Origin of the sequence: Methanoregula sp., assembly GCF_041645475.1 — an archaeon.
GTDB lineage: Archaea > Halobacteriota > Methanomicrobia > Methanomicrobiales > Methanospirillaceae > Methanoregula.
On the sequence record NZ_JBAZQA010000010.1, the window covers coordinates 26,032 to 44,346 of the forward strand.

Below are 18,315 nucleotides of genomic sequence, written 5' to 3' on the forward strand. Positions count from 1 at the left end.
TTTTTTTATATCCTATACATGCCAACAATACATATTAGTGGTATTTGTTTCTAACCAATGATACAAACAGATTAAATATTTGCCCGGACCAATCTTGAAGGGAAAAATAAGCGAGAAACGGGTGTTAACAATATCCTATTCCCATATTTTATGACGTACGAAAAAACAGACCAGACTGTGGAGTTATAGCAAATGATATCTTATAAAAAAATATCCTGTATTCTATTGATTCTTTGCGTATGCCTGATCGCGCCGGTTATGGCAGGGACGAGATATACTGCAGGGAGTCCGGAACTTTCGGCATACATCTCAGGAGCGAATGAATTTACTCCGGGAAAAGACATACCATTAACCATCGTTATACAAAACACCGGGCTCAATGAGTACAAATTCATCAATTCCGTTATCGTTGACCGTGACGATCTTCCCAATACCGCAAAATTCTTAACAGTATCCCTCAATCCGGGCGATATACCCATTGTCATCAAATCGGATTCCCAGATGGTTGGAGACTTGAAAGGCGGAAATAATGCAAATGCCGTTTTTTCCATCAAAGTAAAATCTGATGCAGTTGCGGGAACCTACCAGCTCCCCATTGCACTTAATTACACGTACCTGTATGCAGCAGATCAGTTCGGCGCAGATACCATCCAATACCAGTACAAGACAGTAACGGAAAATCTCACAACACCCATCAATATCAAGTCGGATGTTTCAATCGATGTGCTCGAAGCAACCCCCGAACACCTCAACGCGGGCGCTGAAGGGTATATCCGGTTGAAGATCAAGAACACCGGTTCGGAATTCGGGACAAAGTCAATTGTCAAGATCACCCAGAACGGCAACAGCCCCATCGTGCCAACGGACAGCAGCGTCTATATTGGCGATTTCCCCCCGGGTAGTATCGCCGAATGCCAGTATAAAGTGGCAGTCAGCACCATTGCAGAGCGCCAGGCTTACCCGATAGATGTAGCCGTAGTTTACCAGAACAAGGAGGGCGATTTTGTCACGTCCCGCACCGATACCATCGGCATTCCGGTGGGAGGAAAAACTGATTTTGCGATCGTTTCAACGCCACCCGAACTGAATCCCGGCAACAAGAAAACCATAACCGTGGAATTTAAGAATACCGGCGAAACGACAGTATACAGTGCACAGGCCCGCATAAGTGCCGTTGATCCGTTTACCTGCAATGACGATGTGGCGTACCTCGGGAATCTCAAGGCCGGGGAGTCGGCAAAAGCATCCTACATTATCAGTGTGGATCGCAGTGCAACTATCAAGGAATACGGGCTTGATTCTGAGATCCGGTACCGGGATGCACTCGACAACACGCACATATCAGATACCATGAAAGTAGCGATCAATGTGAGCAACCCGGCTGGCATCATGACCATTCTGCTCAATCCCATCTACCTCTCGGTACTGGTCGCTATCATCATCGGTATTGCCTACGGCATCTATCACTACCGGATGAAAAAACAGTAACTGCTCCAAACCGGATACCTTTTTTTGTACCACCAGTCCGGCCCGTAAGGAAAAACGGTACGGATAAACGCATTGTCATCCCTGCAGATAATCCGGAAATTACCGGCGAACGGACTTAAAAAATGTTAAATATCGCAGGCCCAAACAGATGATCCGGACCAGCGGGCATTCCACCCGGTTATTCTAAAATCTGTATGAAAAACACCCGGTGTTTCATAGAGAAATAATCCGGATCTTTATACAGTCCCAGGAGATACATGAGACAATACCTGCCGGGGCAATAACCGCACAGAGAAGAATGAGAAGAGAGGGACAAGGATGCCGGCAATGAAAACGATTTCCAATGAAGATATCCGGATAAGCCCGGATTGCAGGGTCATGCCGGGAGATGGCAGTCCATGAAAATCCCCCGCCTCGTGATTGCCGGTACACACAGCGGATGCGGGAAGACCACGGTAGCAAGTGGTATCATGGCCGCCCTGACCGCACGGGGCCAGACCGTTCAGCCATTCAAAGTGGGACCGGATTTCATCGACCCGTCCCATCACACAAAAGTCTGTGGGCGGCCATCCCGTAACCTGGATCCCTTCATGATGGGGGAGTCCGGGTGTTCCGGCACCTTCCTTTCTGCATCCGGGGGCGCTGATATTGCAGTCATCGAGGGCGTCATGGGCCTGTTTGACGGGGTGGACGGATCCGATCTTGCCAGCACGGCAAATGTCGCCCGCATCCTGAGCGCCCCGGTTCTCCTCGTGGTGGATGCCAAAGGGATGTCGCGGAGTATCCATGCCCTCATCAAAGGGTTCCTTGACTTTGATCCGACCATCACCATTGCCGGTGTTATCGTAAACCGGATCGGGAGTCCAAGGCACCGGGAGATGATCGCCCCATCCCTTGCAACCCCGGCCCTTGGCTGGATACCACGACGTGAAAATATTGTGGTGAAAAGCCGGCATCTTGGCCTTCACATGGCACACGAATCAGAGGATACCGGCAATACCGGTTCCCTTATCGAGGAGTTCTGCGACATGGATGCAATAATTACCATTGCCTGCAGTGCCCCGCCATATTGCACCAGCCGTAAATCCGCCAGCGAGGTTCCAGGGCACACCCGGGTTGGCGTGGCAATGGATCCGGCATTCTGTTTTTATTACCAGGATAACCTGGACCGCCTCGCCCATTCGGGTGCAGAACTCGTCTTTTTCAGCCCGGTCCAGGGATCCCTGCCGGACGTTGACGGGGTTTACCTGGGCGGCGGTTATCCGGAACTTTTCCTCCCGCAGCTCGAAGCCTCGCCATGCACGCCGGCGCTGAAAACTGCAGCAGAGAACGAAATGCCCATCTATGCCGAATGCGGCGGACTTATGTACCTGTCCCGGGAGATCCAGGCGGATAAAACCTACCGGATGGCCGGGGTTCTTCCGGCAGTTGCGGAGATGACCGGGCGCATCCAGGCACTGGGTTACGTGAAAGGGGACGTGATCGGGAACCATTCAGTATTCTCAAAGAACCAACCGGTTCTCGGGCATGAGTTCCATTACTCCCGGATCCTCCCGGACAAGGACGCAAATTACGCGTACCGGCTATCCCGGGGCAAAGGGATCGATGCCGGAAAAGACGGGATGATCTCACAGAATGTGCTTGGCTCGTACACGCACGCCTATTTTTCAGGGAAATTTGCCGGGGAGTTTGTCGATGCTGCCTGCAGATATTCCCGCACCTGAACCAGGTTTCCGGTTTTCCCATTCCGATACAAGAAATAAAGATAATGGACTGCGAACCTATCATCACAAGACAGGAGTTTTTAATCGATGCGCAGTGATGACGTAAAAAAAGGGTACCAGCGGGCACCCAACCGTGCGCTCCTCCGATCGCTGGGCGTTACCGATCGCGAGATGAAACTGCCGTTCATCGGCATTGCCAATGCCTATAATACGATCGTACCCGGTCATGTCCACCTCCAGAAGTTAGGAGAGAAAGCCCGGGAAGGCATAGCTGCTGCCGGTGGCGTACCGTTCGAGTTCGGGGTTATCGGGATCTGTGACGGGATCGCCATGGGGCACGAGGGAATGCGCTACTCCCTCCCGTCCCGTGAAAACATCGCAGACTCCATCGAGCTGATGGTTCAGGCACACCGGTTCGATGGCCTTGTCTGTATTGGCACCTGCGACAAGATCGTGCCGGGCATGCTCATGGCAGCAGTGCGGTGCAATATTCCCACCATCGTCATTACCGGCGGAGCCATGCTCTCCGGCTACCAGGACGGGAAAGACCGGTCCCTCATCGATATTTTCGAGGGTGTGGGAAAAGTTGCAGCAGGAACCATGACCGAACCTGCGCTCTGCGAGCTGGAAGGATGCGCCATGCCCGGCTGCGGAAGCTGCCAGGGACTCTATACGGCAAACACCATGGCCTGCATGACCGAGGCAATGGGCATGTCCCTGCCGGGATGTGCCGCAACTCCCGCCGTTGACGCGGGAAAACTGAGGATTGCCCGGGAGAGCGGCGAGGCCGTGATGGCCCTTGTCAACAAAAACACAAAACCCCGGGATATCATCACGCGAAAAAGCCTGCAGAACGCCATCCGGGTGGACATGGCGCTCGGAGGATCGACCAACACCGTCCTTCACTTAATGGCGGTTGCAACTGAGGGGGAGATCCCGCTGACGCTTGAGGATTTCAACAGGTTCTCCGATGCCATTCCCCACATCTGCCATATGCAGCCCTCGGGCCCGCACTCGATGCAGACCCTTCACCGGGCCGGGGGAATTCCGGCCGTGCTCCGGCAACTCGAAAAATTCCTTGAATCGTCACCAACCGTTGCGGGTAAGGATATCCTCGAGATCGCCCGGGCAGCAGTGATAAAAAACAGTTCCGTGATCCAGAGTATCGATACACCCGTCCATGCAGCCGGTGGACTCAAAGTTCTCTTTGGATCACTTGCACCGGATGGCGCAGTTGTCAAATGCGCAGCAGTTCCCGCAAGCATGTGGAAACACAAGGGACCAGCCCGGGTCTTTGACGGCGAACAGGCCGCGATGAAGGCAATCCTGTCCCGCGAAATCCGCGAAGGCGATGTAGTCATTATCCGCAACGAGGGCCCACGCGGGGCCCCGGGGATGCCGGAGATGCTCTCCCCGACGTCCGCACTCATGGGTTTTGAGTACACCCGGGTAGTTCTTCTTACGGATGGCAGGTTCTCGGGGGGAACGCGGGGACCCTGCATCGGCCATATCGCACCGGAAGCCGCAGTCGGCGGGCCAATCGGCCTCGTGAAAGAAGGGGATATGATCGACATCGATCTCTTCGAAAGGAAGCTCGATCTCTGCGTGGATGAAGCCGTCATTCAGGAGCGCAGGAGCCACTGGAAAGCACCGGCAAAGTCCCTCACCGGCGTCCTTGCCCGGTACGCAAAGACGGTAGAACAGGCCAACCTTGGCGCAGTCCAGAGATAATTTTTTTTGGGTAAATTGCGAATCCCGCCCCTGACATCTATCTTTTACAATAGTCCGCCCCCCCCTTTGCGCCAACCCTGCCCCCATCGGGGGCGGGGGTGTATGCGATTTCCCGGTATTACCAAAAATCCCGATTCAGGTAATACAGCACTATCGCAACCGGGGCGCCATAGCAGCGGGGACGAAGCCTATGGATCGTCAGTATTTCCGCTCCAAAACGAATTTCCTTTTTTGCATTAAATTTCAGGCATGTTTTTTTACCTTTTTTCACTCCGTAAATCCTTCCTGGATTTAAGGGGCGGGAATAGTACAATACCCATTTTTAATTTTTCCGGTATCAGAACCGGGGATTTTGTCACAGTACCGTGCAGTCACAGAAAAAAGTGGAGAAGAAAATCGGCATCCCGGTTTTTTAAAAAGAAAAATGATTAGTTCTTTTCTTCACCGGCTTCATAGACCAGCAGGTTATACCTGCTGGAGAAGAGGATGAAGGGGACATAGAGGATGAACATCACGACAAGGCCGATGATATCCCCGATAACCGGTATCAGCGAGAACACATTGAAGATCAGGCCGAAAACTACGCCAATGACACCGATAACCAGCAGGGCAAGGATGTAATTCAGCCAGCCGATCCTGCCGATATGGGCAACGATTGCTGAAAAGTTGAAGGCTTCACTCATGCTCCCGGTCTTTGCAAACCGGACTGATCCGATAAACGAGAAGATCGAGATGATGATAGCAAGGAGTACCGCGACCAGGATAAGGACAAGCATTATTCCGGCGGCCGAGATGAATTCCGGATGACTCAGGAACCACTGGTTGATCTGCGCATCGGACATTGACGCAAAGTCCTGGTGGAAGGCACCGCTTGTCACCAGTGACGAGACGATGGGAAGGAACGCGATGATGATAAGAAGAATCACCGGGGCGGCATAGACCAGTTCCACGACAAACAGTTTGAGCCCGTCGATAAACATTGATCCCCATTCCTTGAGTTCAGGAGCCGGTTTTTCCCCGCGGAAGATCCTGACCATGTATCCGAGGATTAACGGGAAGATGATCATGCTGATAATGAGAAGGAACCAGCGGGACCATTTCGACCAGACGCCCTCTTTTGCATAGGAATACGATTCGTTAAGCATTAAGCCAAAATCCATGTCAGTTCACCAGATGTTTCCAAAGAGTCTTTGTATGGAAATAAAAAGATTTGCCCGGGCGAAAAATACTGCAATCCATTTATCTGAAAAAAACGAGAGAAGAGAAAAAAGATCTGCAGGAAACCACGGGGGTCTCTTACCGGCCTGCCTCCCCACCGGGGAAGAGACAGATCTCGCTCCTTTCCTTTTGGAAAATGAGCAAATAATGAAAAAATGTTTTTACCATTGCCCAATACGAAAAAAAGAGTTATGCCGTTGTTCCCGCGCTTTCATAGACCAGGGTAAGGTACCGTGCCTCGAACAGGGTAATAACCGGGAGCAGGATCAAGAGAATCAGCATCCCGACATAGGGAATCATCATGCAGATAATCTCAACGATACCGATGATAATGATCAAAAAGATCAGGGAGATGATATAGGGCACAAAGCCGATCTTCCCGATGTGCGCTGCTATTGCGCTGAAATTGAACGCCTCGCCAAAGCTGCCCGTGCGGGCAAAGCGGACAACGGCAGTTGCAAGGAATAGACCGATGATGATCGACACAATGGCAAGGATGATGAACCCGAAGAGGACTGCACCAATGAGTCCCAGGATTGCACCGGGATCTGCCTGAGCGTAATTTTGTGCCATCATACCGGTCAGGAAAGCACTTCCAAGGACGACAACCTCGATGATGAGGACGGGGATCATATAGATCAAGGAAACAACGAATAGTTTGATCCCGTCAATGAACATGCTCACCCATTCATTCAGTTCAGGCGCAGTGCTTGAGCCGCGGTATACCCGCATCATCTAGCCCAGGATCAGCGGGAAGATGATGCAGCTGATGATAAGCAGTATCCAGGTTACCCACTTTCCAACGAGACCTTCTTTTGCATAGCCAAACGAATCTCCGACAACTTTTCCAAAATCCATTCTCATCACCACAATTCTTTTTCTGCACCATTTATGGCGAATCCTGCCACAAACGATTTAAAGATCATATGACAAGTTCGCAGAATATAAATTTATCGCAGGAATCGGGGTTGAATGGAAAAATAAAAGAGAATATCAGTGCCTGAAATAGCGTATCCCCGTAAATACCATTGCCATGTGGAGCCGGTTGGCGGCCTCAATGACTTCCTTGTCCCGGATCGAGCCGCCGGGCTGGACGAGCGCGGTTGCTCCTGCTGCTGCGGCAACTTCAAGCGTATCCGGGAAGGGGAGGAAAGCATCCGAGGCAACGGCAGATCCTTTCAGGGATGCGCAGGCCTTCTCGATCGCGATCTTCGCGGAGTCGACCCGGCTCATCTGGCCGGCCCCGATGCCAAGGGTATGGTGCTGGTCGGCAAAGATGATCGTGTTGCTCTTGGTGTGCTTGCAGACTTTCCAGGCGAGCTGCAGGGCTTTCATCTCGTCCGGGGTCGGGTCCCGGTCGGTGATGACTTCCCAGTGCTCCTGGTATGCAGGAGTCCGCTGGACAAGAACGCCGCCATCGATCGTACGGATCTCATCGGAAGGGGCACATTCAGGCAGGACAATGACCCGCATGTTCTCCTTCTTCTTCATGATCTCGAGAGCTTCCTTTGAGAACGAAGGGGCGAGAATAACTTCCACGAACGTGTTGCTTATCTCTTCTGCCAGTTTTTTTGAAAGCTCGCGGTTGACGGAGACAACGGAGCCGTACGCGGAGACGGGATCTACGTCACGGGCGGCTATATAGGCCTCAAACACATCCCTGCCGATGGCAACGCCGCAGGGATTATTGTGCTTCACGATAACAGCAGCGGGCTCGTCAAATTCCCGCATAAGGGAGACCCCGGCATTGAGATCCAGGTAATTATTGTAGGACATCTGCTTGCCCTGGAGGGGTTCTGCACCGGCAATGCCGGAACTGCCGTAGACGGCAGCCTGCTGGTGGGGATTCTCGCCGTACCGGAGGGCCCGGCCATGAGTATACTGCACAGAAAATGTTGGAGGGAACGGGGAATCCAGGTTGTACAGGTAATTGCTGATCGCCGCATCGTACGCAGCAGTCCGGGCAAATGCTTTCCTGGCAAGGACAAGCCGCCCGGTTTCGGGGAATCCTTCGCCGCGAACAGCGTTTTTCACCAGGGAATAATCCGCTGGATCGACAACAACAGCAACATCCCGGTAATTTTTCGCTGCTGCACGGATCATGGCCGGTCCGCCAACATCGATGTACTCGATGAGCTCTTCGAGATTCATCTTTTTAGCTGCCATCTTCTCGAACGGGTACAGGTTGACGACAAGGAGGTCGATGTGGTTGATGCCATGCTTTGCCATAACCGCGTCATCGATCTGGCGCCGGCCGAGCAGTCCCCCGTGCACCTTGGGGTGGAGGGTCTTGACCCGCCCGTCCATCATCTCGGGAAACCCGGTATAATTCGAGACTTCGGTGAATTTTATGCCGGCCTCTGCCAGGGATTTTCCGGTTCCACCGGAACTCATGATACTGTATTTCTGTTCAATGAGTACCTGTGCAAGATCGATGATACCCGTCTTGTCCCAGACAGAAAGCAATGCCCACTTCATGTCCTACTATATGAAGAACAGGAAAGAAAAAGGTATGCTGGTAGTATAACCGGTACCTGAGGGCTGATGGGACCGGCTCCGTTCGTGAGATCGGGAACAATCGAACACAATCCGGGCCTCACGACATCCCGGATCGGTTTTCCCGCAATAATGTTACTCCGTTTTCGAAAACAACGGGAGATTGTCGGATTACCCCGCAGGACCAACTCAACGTTTATATAGAACCACAATGCAATAGATATTGGAACATCGAGTGAGATGTATTATGGTCGAGGCAGAAAACACTCCAGAACAGGCCGGTTCTCCGGGTTCGGAACCCGCGGAAAACCCGCCGTCAGATCCGCAGTCACTGCTGGATGTACAGAAGAAGGCGTTTGCTGACTTAAACGACCAGCACCTCAGGCTGGCAGCGGATTTCGAGAATTTCCGGAGACGGACTGCCCGGGAACGGGAATCGATCACGGTTCTTGCAAACGAGCGGTTCGCAGTAGATCTCCTCGAGGTTGTTGACAATCTCGAACGGGCCCTCAAAGCCGATGATGCCCACTTACGGGAGGGCATTGTCCAGATCCAGCAGCTCCTCACATCACAGCTGGCACGACACGGCGTTGTTGCCATCGAATCGTTAAAAAAACCATTCAGCCCTGCAGAACACGAAGCAATTGCCCACATCCCATCGGATGAAACTGCGGGAATGGTCATCGACGAGGTTGCCTGCGGGTATCGTATGCATGACAAGATCATCAGGCACGCAAAAGTTGCAGTATCGAAAGGAAACGAAAACAAATCGGAGGTATAAATTATGGCACACGAGAAAGTTCTGGGTATCGATCTGGGAACAACATTTTCCTGCATGTCCATCATGGAAGCCGGAAAACCCATCGTCATTCCCAATTCTGAAGGCGGCAGGACAACAGCATCCATTGTAGCGTTCACCAAAGAGGGCGAGCGGCTTGTCGGCAGCCTTGCAAAACGCCAGGCGGTAACCAACCCCCAGCGGACCATCCAGTCCATCAAGCGGAAGATGGGCACGAGCGAGAAAGTCAAGATCGACAGCAAGGAATACACGCCCCAGGAGATTTCCGCAATGATCCTGCAGAAGCTCAAGGTCGATGCAGAGGCATTCCTCGGGGAGAAGATCAGCAAGGCCGTAGTTACCGTCCCGGCATACTTCAACGATGCCCAGCGACAGGCTACCAAGGACGCAGGAAAAATCGCCGGTCTCGAAGTGCTGCGGATCATCAACGAACCAACTGCAAGCGCCCTTGCCTACGGTATCGACAAGGAGAGCGATGCAACGGTTCTCGTCTATGACCTTGGCGGCGGAACCTTCGATATCTCGATCCTTACGCTCGGGGACGGCGTCTTCGAGGTCAAGTCAACAGCCGGCAACAACCACCTTGGCGGCGACGACTTCGACAAGCTCGTCCAGGACTACCTGATCGAGGAGTTCAAGAAGAAAGAAGGTGTCGACTTACGGAACGACCCGTACGCCATGCAGCGCCTGCGGGATGCATCGGAGAATGCCAAGATCGAGCTTTCCCAGAGGCAGTCCACCAACATCAACCTGCCGTACATCACCACGGATGCCAGCGGCCCCAAGTTCCTGAACATCGATCTCACACGATCCAAGCTCGAACAGCTTATCGGGGGTCTTGTCGAATCCACCGTTGGGCCGGTAAAACAGGCATTAAGCGATGCAAAACTCGAGCCCAAGGATATCGATCACGTCCTCCTTGTCGGCGGTTCAACCCGTGTCCCCCTCGTTGTGGAAACGGTCAAGAAACTCCTCGGCAAGGAACCGGACAAAGGCCTCAACCCCGATGAATGCGTTGCCCTTGGCGCCGGGATCCAGGGAGCAGTCTTAACCGGTGAGACCAAGGATATCGTCCTCCTGGATGTCACCCCGCTCACGCTCGGCATCGAGACCCTCGGCGGCATCTCAACCAAGCTCATCGAACGCAACACAACGATCCCGACCAGGAAAAGCCAGATCTTCTCGACAGCGGCTGACGGCCAGACCAGTGTCGAGATCCACGTAGTCCAGGGAGAGCGTGCTCTTGCGAAGGACAACTTCACGCTCGGGAAGTTCCAGCTCACCGGCATCCCTCCGGCACCCCGGGGTATCCCGCAGATCGAAGTTACCTTCGATATCGATTCGAACGGTATCATCCATGTCTCGGCCAAGGATCTCGGAAGCGGCAACCAGCAGGCCATCTCCATCAAGGGAGACAAGAAGCTCTCCGAAGAGGACATCAAGAAGATGATGGATGCGGCCAAGCAGTTCGAGGCAGAAGACAAAAAGCAGCGGGAAGAGATCGAGCTCCGCAACCAGGCCGACACCGCAGTCTTCACAGCCGAGAAGATGCTCAAGGAGAACGGCGACAAACTGGAGGCCGAGGACAAGACGAAAGTCGAAGAAGCCGCTGCGGCAGTCAAAAAGGCTCTTGAGGAGAACAACCTTGAAGAGATCAAGAAGACAATGGAATCGCTCACTGAAGCTGTATATGCTGTGACAACCAAGATTTACCAGAAAGTCCAGGCAGAACAGCAGGCCTCAGCACAGCAGCAGGCCGGACCGGATGCCGGCTCTGGCCCTGCACAGCAGGATGCCAAGACGGACGACAATGTCGTCAATGCAGATTACAAGGTAAAAGAAGAGTGAAGCAAGAATGGGCGCGGACTACTACGAGACGCTCGGCATACCCCGGAATGCTGATGATAAGGAGATCAAGAAAGCTTACAGGAACCTCGCCCGCAAATTCCACCCCGATGTCTGCAAAGATGCCGGCGCTGAAGAAAAATTCAAGGAGATAAACGAGGCGTACAGCGTCCTCTCCGATGAACAGAAGAAGCGCCAGTACGACAACATGGGCCACGAGACGTTTACGAACGCCTCGAAAGGCTCGTATTCCGGTGGCGGGGGAGGATACAACAGCGGCGGGTTCTCCTCCGATTTCTCCGGCTTTGGAGACATCTTCGACTTCTTTGGCGGCGGGGGCAGGGGCCGGTCAGGCCCGCAGCCCGGCGCAGATCTCCTCATGCGGATCCAGATAAAAATGGAAGATGCCGTTGCCGGGGTAGATCGCGAAATTGAAGTGATGCACACGGAGCCGTGCCCGACCTGCAGCGGTTCCGGCAGCGAGACCAAGAGGCTCAACACCTGTCCCCGCTGCGGGGGCACCGGCCAGATGCGCCAGACCGCCCAGTCGCCGTTTGGCCAGTTTGTCCGGATGACGCCCTGTACCCAGTGCGAAGGAAAAGGAAAGATCCCCGAGAAGGTCTGCAAGGACTGCCGCGGATCCGGCCATACCCGGGTCAAGCGGAAAGTCTCCGTCCACATCCCGGCCGGTGTCGATAACGGCATGCGCCTTCGCATGGAAGGCTACGGTGAAGCGGGTGACTACGGGGCGCACAACGGCGACCTCTTCATCGAGATCTATGTCCAGGCCCATGACCGGTTCGTGCGGACGGGAGATAACCTCGAGACCTTAATCGAGATCTCGCCGGCACAGGCCGTGCTCGGGACAACGGTCGATGTCGAGACCATCGATCACAAGCACATCGATCTCCATGTCCCGGCCGGGATCCAGTACAATACCGCCCTCAAGATCCCCGGCGAAGGAATCAAGCGCCGGGGAAAACCGGGCGACCTGCTTGTCCGGGTAAAGATCGTCACCCCGAGATCCATCAGCAACGAGCAGAAGGAACTCTATGGAAAGATCGCCGAGCTGGAAGGAAAGAACAGCGATGGCGGGGGATTCTTCTCCGGCATCATGGGCGGCAAGAAGAAGGGCAAAAAATAATTTTTCCCTTTTTACACACGTTTTTGCACACGTATTTGAACGCTCAATGCCAATACTGTACCAATGAAGCTTATTTTCGAGCTCTCCGGCGAGAACGCAACGCTCCCGTTTGCCGAACTCGATTGTGTCGGCAACGTTCTTGACCGGCGGTTGCAGGTTGCGGTTGCCGAATGCCCGGACCCACGGGAAACAGAGCGGCTCGCGATGACGCAGGTGGTGCTCGAATACCTTGGCGAATGCGAGCCGTCCATCCCCGCATTCCGGACACTTCTCAAGGACCTTGCAATCGAAACAACCCGAACCTTTGCAGGCCGGGCCAAGAAAGTGCACGGGGGATGCAATGAGCGCAACCCCTGTTCCCAGAAAGAGTTTGAAAATCTCATCGGCACGATGATCGCCGGGCCGGTCTCCTTAACAAATCCTGACGTGGAATACCGGGCAATCCTCTCGGAAGACCGCTGCTATTTTGGCAGGGTGTTGTTCGCGATATCCCGCAGCGCCTACGATGAACGGAACCCCGGGAAGCGGGACTTTTTTCACCCGGGCGTCATGATGCCGCGGATGGCAAGAACGCTTGTCAACCTTGCCTGTACAAAGCCGGGCGATATCCTCGTGGACCCGTTCTGCGGCACCGGGGGAATTCTGATCGAGGCCGGGCTGCTCTCTGCCCGTCCGCTCGGAAGCGATTTCGATCCCATGATGGTTGCCGGCTGCCGGCGGAATATCCGGAACCCGGAACTCCTCCTTGCCGATGCAACCGCCCTGCCGTTCTCGAGCCGGTCCATCGATTCCGTAGTAACGGACCTGCCCTACGGCCAATCCGTCTGCATCAAAAAGACCGACACCATGGACCAGCTGTATGCCGATGCTCTTGACGAAATCAGCCGGATCCTGAAACCCGGCAGGCGTGCCGTTGTTGTCACGCACAAGGATATTGCCGGCATTGCTGCCGATCACATGACCGTGCTCCAGCGTCACGACCAGCGGGTGCACAAGAGCCTGACCCGGCGTGTCCTGGTGCTGACGAACTGATCCGCTCGCCAGGCCCGGGTTTTAAGGTCATATTCTTTATCTGGTTCCCGTTCCAGATATGATCAGGTTGCTATGAGACGCAAAAATCTCCCGTTTATTCTTCTTGCAGGTATCCTGGGCCTGGCCATCCTGAGCATGCCGGTCCTCGCCTATTCGGCCGATGCGGCCAGGTACTACAATGAGGGAAATGCCCTCATGTCCACAAAAGATTATGCCGGGGCGATCGCGGCCTACGGGAATGCAACGGCCCTTGAGCCCGGGTACTACGAGGCCTGGAATGCCCTGGCCGATGCCCTCAACAAGAACAAGCAGTACAACAATGCCCTCATTGCTTCTGACAAAGCGATCAGTCTCAATCCCCAGTATCTCCAGGGATGGCTCAACCGGGGGACGATCCTGTACATGCTCGGGCGGTACGAGGACGAGCAGAAAGCCTATGATACTGCAATAACTATCGACCCCTCCAATACCAGTGCCTGGTTCTTCAAAGGCTTCTCTCTTGCGGGCATGAAAAAGTATGACGAGGCAATTGCAGCCTTTGACAAAGTCAAATCCCTTGATCCCAATTATCCCCGCCTGGATTATTACCGGCAGATGGCAGTCCAGATGCGGGATGATGAATCCCCGTTCAGGGCGGCAAATATCTTTTATGCCGTGGTGATTGCCGTTATTGTGATCGGTGCCGTGGTATGGTACCGTGCCGTGCGGAAAGAATACTGATTAAAAAAAATTACTCGTTTTTTTTACTCGATCTTCTGCACAACAACAAACGTATTGTTCTGCTCCCATCCAAGGGTCATCGTTGAACTGCCAAGCAGTCGGCCGGTTGCGTTCTCTTTTGCGGTAAGCGTGATTATCACCGGGGGGACGACTGGTGATTCCGGGAACGGATAAAACGACCAGTAGATCTTTTCGCCATTCGTTATTGCGGATGATCCCTGTTCACTGACACGGTACCCGGGTGCACTCCAGCCGGAGAACCGGCCATAGCTGGCGTTCCATTCATAGCGGGCATCAGCGGTACTGAACCCGGATACGTTCGGAGTAAGTCCGATGCCAACCGTTGATGACATCATGGGCGAGTAGTGCTGCGGGGTCGCGTCAATACGGACCGAGGTTGCCGGTGGCGTGGCCGGGGTCTGCATGCAGCCACACACCATCACGGCAAGCACAAGAAGGATGATAATGAAAACCGGTCTTCTCATGACAGAATATCAGAACCGGGAAGATGATAACCGTTTCATTTACTGCCGGGACCCAATCCGGATCATCGGGATTGAGGATTTTTTTAGGGTAAAGTGCCAATCCAGCCCCTGACATCTATCTTTTACAACAGTCCGCCCCCCCTTTGCGCCGACCCTGCCCCCATTGGGGGCGGGGGCGCATGCGATTCCCCGGTATTACCAAAAACCCGATTCAGGTAATACAGCACTATCGCAACCGGGGCGCCATAGCGGCGGGGGAAAGCCCCTGGAGCGTCAGTATTTCCGCTCCAAAACGAATTTACTTTTTGCATTAAATTTCAGGCATGTTTTTTTTACCTTTTTTCACTCCGTAAATCCTTCCTGGATTTAAGGTGCGGGAATAGTACATTACCCTTTTTTTAAAAGAGCCTGCCGAACACAGACGGAGAGGCACAGAGATCAGTTCCGAAAAGAGGTGCACGGGAACCACATGGCTGAGTGGCGCCGAAGACACCGGGTCTGGCGGCGGGCATTCCACCAGCAGGGACCTGCATCACCCTCCCCGATTCCACCGGCACCCGCTAAACCGGGTAAAACCCGGGTGTCCGGATCTGCAAATGCAGAATCCGTTTAGTATTTGTAGCATTTGAGATCATTGCCAAGATACCAGCCGTCATCGCATCCGCGGCACTGGCCGTTCACGCAAACAGTTCCGTCAGTACAGTACGAAGTTGTCGTACCGCAGGGCTGGTGACACTCGTAGTCCATTCCGAGAACATAGCCGGGATCGCACCCACGGCATTCCCCGTTCACGCAGACCGTGCCAGCTTTGCAGTAGGATTTTGTATTGCCGCACGTTGCGTGGCATTTGAGATCATCGCCAAGAACATATCCTGAAAGACAACCCCGGCATTCCCCGTTTACGCAGACACTGTCGCCGAGACAATAGGTGCTCCCGCCACAGGCAACATGACAGACTTTGTCGGACCCGAGCACATACCCGCTCTGGCAGGGATGATTCAGTTGTTCATATGCAGCATTCAGTTCCTTTGGATTGGAAAAACTCCAGCCGGTAAAGTACCGGGGATTATTGACAGAACAGACCGCGTTGACAGGGCAGACGAGGTAGCCTCCGGTAGTTTCCATGCCAACCCACTGGCCCGGTGCTACTTCTGCCAGAACCCAGGCATGGTTCGCATCCTCGATCTTTGAGACATTCTTCTCAACATTCCCCACCTGGATCCTCGCCGTGATCCCCTGGGTCTCTACCATATCCCAGACATCCATCGCCATCTTCTCGCAGTCAAAGATGTCGTTGCCGATATAGGTATGATCCTTATGGTATTGTTCAACGATTCCCTTGATGACCCGGATATTCCGGTCCTTTGCGCTTTCCGCCGGGGCTGCAGGAATAAGGGTCACGGTTGTGTTTACTCCCTGCGGGGTTTCCAGGGATCCCGGCTCCTGGACACCAGTTCCCAAAGACGTGCCCGGTGAGATGATTCCCGACAAAAAAAGGGAGATCATCACGACGGCACAAATAATTACAACGCCCGCCACGATCAGCCCGTATTTTTTCAGCAGGGATGTTACCGGGGAATCCCTGCGGTAGGAAAATTCTGCGGCAAGGATGACATTATCATCTTCGATTTTGGGTTTGATCACCACATCGAGATGAGTCCCGCAGTCCGGGCAATAACTCAGCGAATCCGGTATCATTTTTTTGCATTCAGGACAGTATTTCGCCATATGTTACACAGTTGTTTAATTATTGTTTCTCATGTAATTTGCTTTAATGGTATCAGCGTCTTAAAACGGGCGGGACAGGACGATCCGCGTCCTGAGCCGGAAACGCCGGCTTACCATCTCATGGCTGCCCGGACCGCTGCATCTTCTGAGTCATAGAAGGCAAGAAGGGCTTTGAAACCCGATACGCCAAAGACGTGATCAACAAACGGGGTTATGGCAAAGAGCCCGAAATGGATCCCGGCTACTTTTGCTTCTTTTGCTATGAGCAGGAAAACCCGCAACCCCGAGCTCGAGACGTACCGGGTCTGCGACATGTCGCAGAGAATGGATTTGGGTTTCTGTGCAATATAGCCCTGGATCTCGGTCTTCAGGGTCATGGAGACGACATGGTCGACCGAGAGGGGCAGGGTGAGGATCAGAATGTTGTCATGGGTCCGGACTTCGCACAAGGCCATACGGTTCACTCACCCGGGGATTCGTACAGTCCTGTCTCCTTTCGGAGTATTAAGGGTTCGGTTTTTTTGGGGGGGAGACCTGCAGAGGGATTTACCGGGTACAGGATCTGTGGAACATGATACCTGGGATATCCCGAAATGAGCATTCGCACACTCATGAGGAATACTGAACAAGAGCCGGAACCTGCGGGAGGACCTGCCTGAAATTTTTTTTATCAGGGTTTTTTTATCAGGGTTTGATTGAAAAATAAAATTCAAGGTCCGGTTGATCCGGATCAATGTTCCAATCGCGATCGTGATCGCGATAATTTTTTTGAAATCAAGGTTTGATGAAAAAATTTCAATCAAGGTCTGCCGGAAAAATTTCAATCACGGTCCGGTTGCGAAAAGTTAACCAGATCTGCATCTGCCAAAAATGCCAGTTCATGACGGGAATACAATCGCGGATACCAGTTTTCAATCAGGGTTCACCTAAAAAAATTTCACTCAAGGTCTGCTGAAAAGATTTCAATCAAAGCGTGATTGAAAAATAAAATTCAAGGTTTGATTGATCCGGATCCGATTTTCAATCGCGATCGTGATCGCGATGATTTTTTTACCATCAAAGCTTGATGGAAAATAAAAAATCAAAGTCTGGAATAAAAATTTTCATCAAGGTTTGCTGATCAAAAGTTAAGTACCTCTACATGAGTGCAAACGATCCGATACGACCCGGAGAATGCCCAGAGATCCCGGCCGGTCGCACAACAATCAGATTGGAAAGAGAAGTGAAGACCAGCCTGCGGTAATCCGGAAACCCCGAAAAAATATCGGGGAAATTATTAGGTAACCTCCATGTTGAGGGTTTTTTATCTTCTTCCGAATATATGACCGCGTTATCCGCATTTGGTTGGCATTTCCGGGTCCGGATGGGCTGAAGATAGTGGCGAAAAACATCCCTATTGGACCACCATTACGGGCCATTCTGCGAGGTCGTTTCCAGGCAGATTTTGGCAAACGGGGCGAATTTCGGGCAGATTCTCCACAGGAACCGGATCCGGGCCCAATCTGCGGTCCACCGCAACGGCCGGGACGGGCTGGATCTCAAACGGAGCCCTGTACGGGCTTATTTTGGCATGGGGCAAGTGCGGGGTCCCGGGGTCCTGTCGGGAGGGGGATAGCATGGGCATATTCTCTGCCGGGGATACCCCTCTTTTGGGAGTACCTCCCGTATCTCTGCGTATCGGGCTCCAATTGCCCGGTTTTCCGGATCCAGAGGTCATAATTCGCGAAAAGGAGGGAGAGTTTCAAAGGTTTTTGGGCGTTTTTACGTCGGAGAGGGGGAGGTCATATATAGCCATATTACAGCGGGCGATCTCATCTCCGGACGGGCTCTTGTCCGGGAGGGGGTATCTAGGACTCGGATTTTTTCCGGCTCCGGGGGGAGTGAGAGGTCATAAGGGCTATAAGA

Annotated in this window: 15 protein-coding genes; 8 read left to right on the plus strand and 7 right to left on the minus strand. The window is 53.2% G+C overall.

Features of this window, described 5'->3' with window-relative positions; translation table 11 throughout:
- Nucleotides 1-258 precede the first annotated feature (258 nt).
- The 3 genes from WC598_RS09145 to ilvD all read left to right on the plus strand — a co-directional run bounded on the left by WC598_RS09145 (nucleotide 259) and on the right by ilvD (nucleotide 4,943).
- Nucleotides 259-1,488: a COG1361 S-layer family protein gene (locus WC598_RS09145; RefSeq protein WP_372961186.1), complete on the plus strand. Its 1,230-nt coding sequence runs from the start codon at nucleotides 259-261 to the stop codon at nucleotides 1,486-1,488.
- Between the two features lie 398 nt (nucleotides 1,489-1,886).
- On the plus strand, nucleotides 1,887-3,212 hold the full coding sequence (locus WC598_RS09150) for a cobyrinate a,c-diamide synthase (RefSeq protein ID WP_372961187.1): 1,326 nt from the start codon (nucleotides 1,887-1,889) through the stop codon (nucleotides 3,210-3,212).
- Between the two features lie 87 nt (nucleotides 3,213-3,299).
- The gene (ilvD, locus tag WC598_RS09155; protein ID WP_372961188.1) at nucleotides 3,300-4,943 is read left to right on the plus strand and encodes a dihydroxy-acid dehydratase; all 1,644 of its coding nucleotides are present in this window, start codon (nucleotides 3,300-3,302) and stop codon (nucleotides 4,941-4,943) included.
- A 428-nt stretch (nucleotides 4,944-5,371) separates the two neighbouring features.
- Here the strand turns inward: ilvD and WC598_RS09160 are convergent, their stop codons facing one another.
- From WC598_RS09160 to purH, 4 genes are all read right to left on the minus strand, one after another.
- A complete protein-coding gene (locus tag WC598_RS09160) occupies nucleotides 5,372-6,103 on the minus strand; it encodes a DUF4013 domain-containing protein (RefSeq protein WP_372961189.1) in 732 nt (243 codons plus the stop codon).
- Nucleotides 6,104-6,350: 247 nt separating this feature from the next.
- A complete protein-coding gene (locus WC598_RS09165; protein ID WP_372961190.1) occupies nucleotides 6,351-6,896 on the minus strand; it encodes a DUF4013 domain-containing protein in 546 nt (181 codons plus the stop codon).
- Nucleotides 6,897-7,019 (minus strand): hypothetical protein, encoded by a 123-nt coding sequence (locus tag WC598_RS09170; protein WP_372961191.1) that lies wholly within the window; start codon nucleotides 7,017-7,019, stop codon nucleotides 6,897-6,899.
- 135 nt (nucleotides 7,020-7,154) lie between these two features.
- Nucleotides 7,155-8,639, minus strand: a complete 1,485-nt coding sequence (gene purH, locus WC598_RS09175) for a bifunctional phosphoribosylaminoimidazolecarboxamide formyltransferase/IMP cyclohydrolase (protein WP_372961192.1) — start codon at nucleotides 8,637-8,639, stop codon at nucleotides 7,155-7,157.
- 265 nt (nucleotides 8,640-8,904) lie between these two features.
- Here purH and WC598_RS09180 point away from each other — a divergent pair, with 265 nt between their 5' ends.
- The 5 genes from WC598_RS09180 (at nucleotide 8,905) to WC598_RS09200 (ending at nucleotide 14,197) form a co-directional block, all read left to right on the plus strand.
- On the plus strand, nucleotides 8,905-9,438 hold the full coding sequence (locus WC598_RS09180) for a nucleotide exchange factor GrpE (RefSeq protein WP_372961193.1): 534 nt from the start codon (nucleotides 8,905-8,907) through the stop codon (nucleotides 9,436-9,438).
- Between the two features lie 3 nt (nucleotides 9,439-9,441).
- Nucleotides 9,442-11,304: a molecular chaperone DnaK gene (dnaK, locus tag WC598_RS09185; protein ID WP_372961194.1), complete on the plus strand. Its 1,863-nt coding sequence runs from the start codon at nucleotides 9,442-9,444 to the stop codon at nucleotides 11,302-11,304.
- A 7-nt stretch (nucleotides 11,305-11,311) separates the two neighbouring features.
- Nucleotides 11,312-12,445 (plus strand): molecular chaperone DnaJ, encoded by a 1,134-nt coding sequence (dnaJ, locus tag WC598_RS09190; RefSeq protein WP_372961195.1) that lies wholly within the window; start codon nucleotides 11,312-11,314, stop codon nucleotides 12,443-12,445.
- 63 nt (nucleotides 12,446-12,508) lie between these two features.
- Complete coding sequence (locus WC598_RS09195; RefSeq protein WP_372961196.1) at nucleotides 12,509-13,477, plus strand: DNA methyltransferase; 969 nt, start codon at nucleotides 12,509-12,511, stop codon at nucleotides 13,475-13,477.
- Nucleotides 13,478-13,549: 72 nt separating this feature from the next.
- Nucleotides 13,550-14,197, plus strand: coding sequence for a tetratricopeptide repeat protein (locus WC598_RS09200; protein ID WP_372961197.1), 648 nt, complete (start codon nucleotides 13,550-13,552; stop codon nucleotides 14,195-14,197).
- A gap of 23 nt (nucleotides 14,198-14,220) precedes the next feature.
- Here WC598_RS09200 and WC598_RS09205 read toward each other — a convergent pair whose 3' ends face one another.
- The 3 genes from WC598_RS09205 to WC598_RS09215 form a co-directional block, all read right to left on the minus strand.
- Nucleotides 14,221-14,682 carry a hypothetical protein gene (locus WC598_RS09205; protein ID WP_372961198.1) on the minus strand — a complete coding sequence of 154 codons (462 nt, stop codon included), beginning with the start codon at nucleotides 14,680-14,682 and terminating at the stop codon, nucleotides 14,221-14,223.
- Nucleotides 14,683-15,291: 609 nt separating this feature from the next.
- Complete coding sequence (locus tag WC598_RS09210; RefSeq protein WP_372961199.1) at nucleotides 15,292-16,410, minus strand: hypothetical protein; 1,119 nt, start codon at nucleotides 16,408-16,410, stop codon at nucleotides 15,292-15,294.
- Nucleotides 16,411-16,520: 110 nt separating this feature from the next.
- Nucleotides 16,521-16,865 (minus strand): STAS domain-containing protein, encoded by a 345-nt coding sequence (locus WC598_RS09215; RefSeq protein ID WP_372961200.1) that lies wholly within the window; start codon nucleotides 16,863-16,865, stop codon nucleotides 16,521-16,523.
- Nucleotides 16,866-18,315: the final 1,450 nt, after the last annotated feature.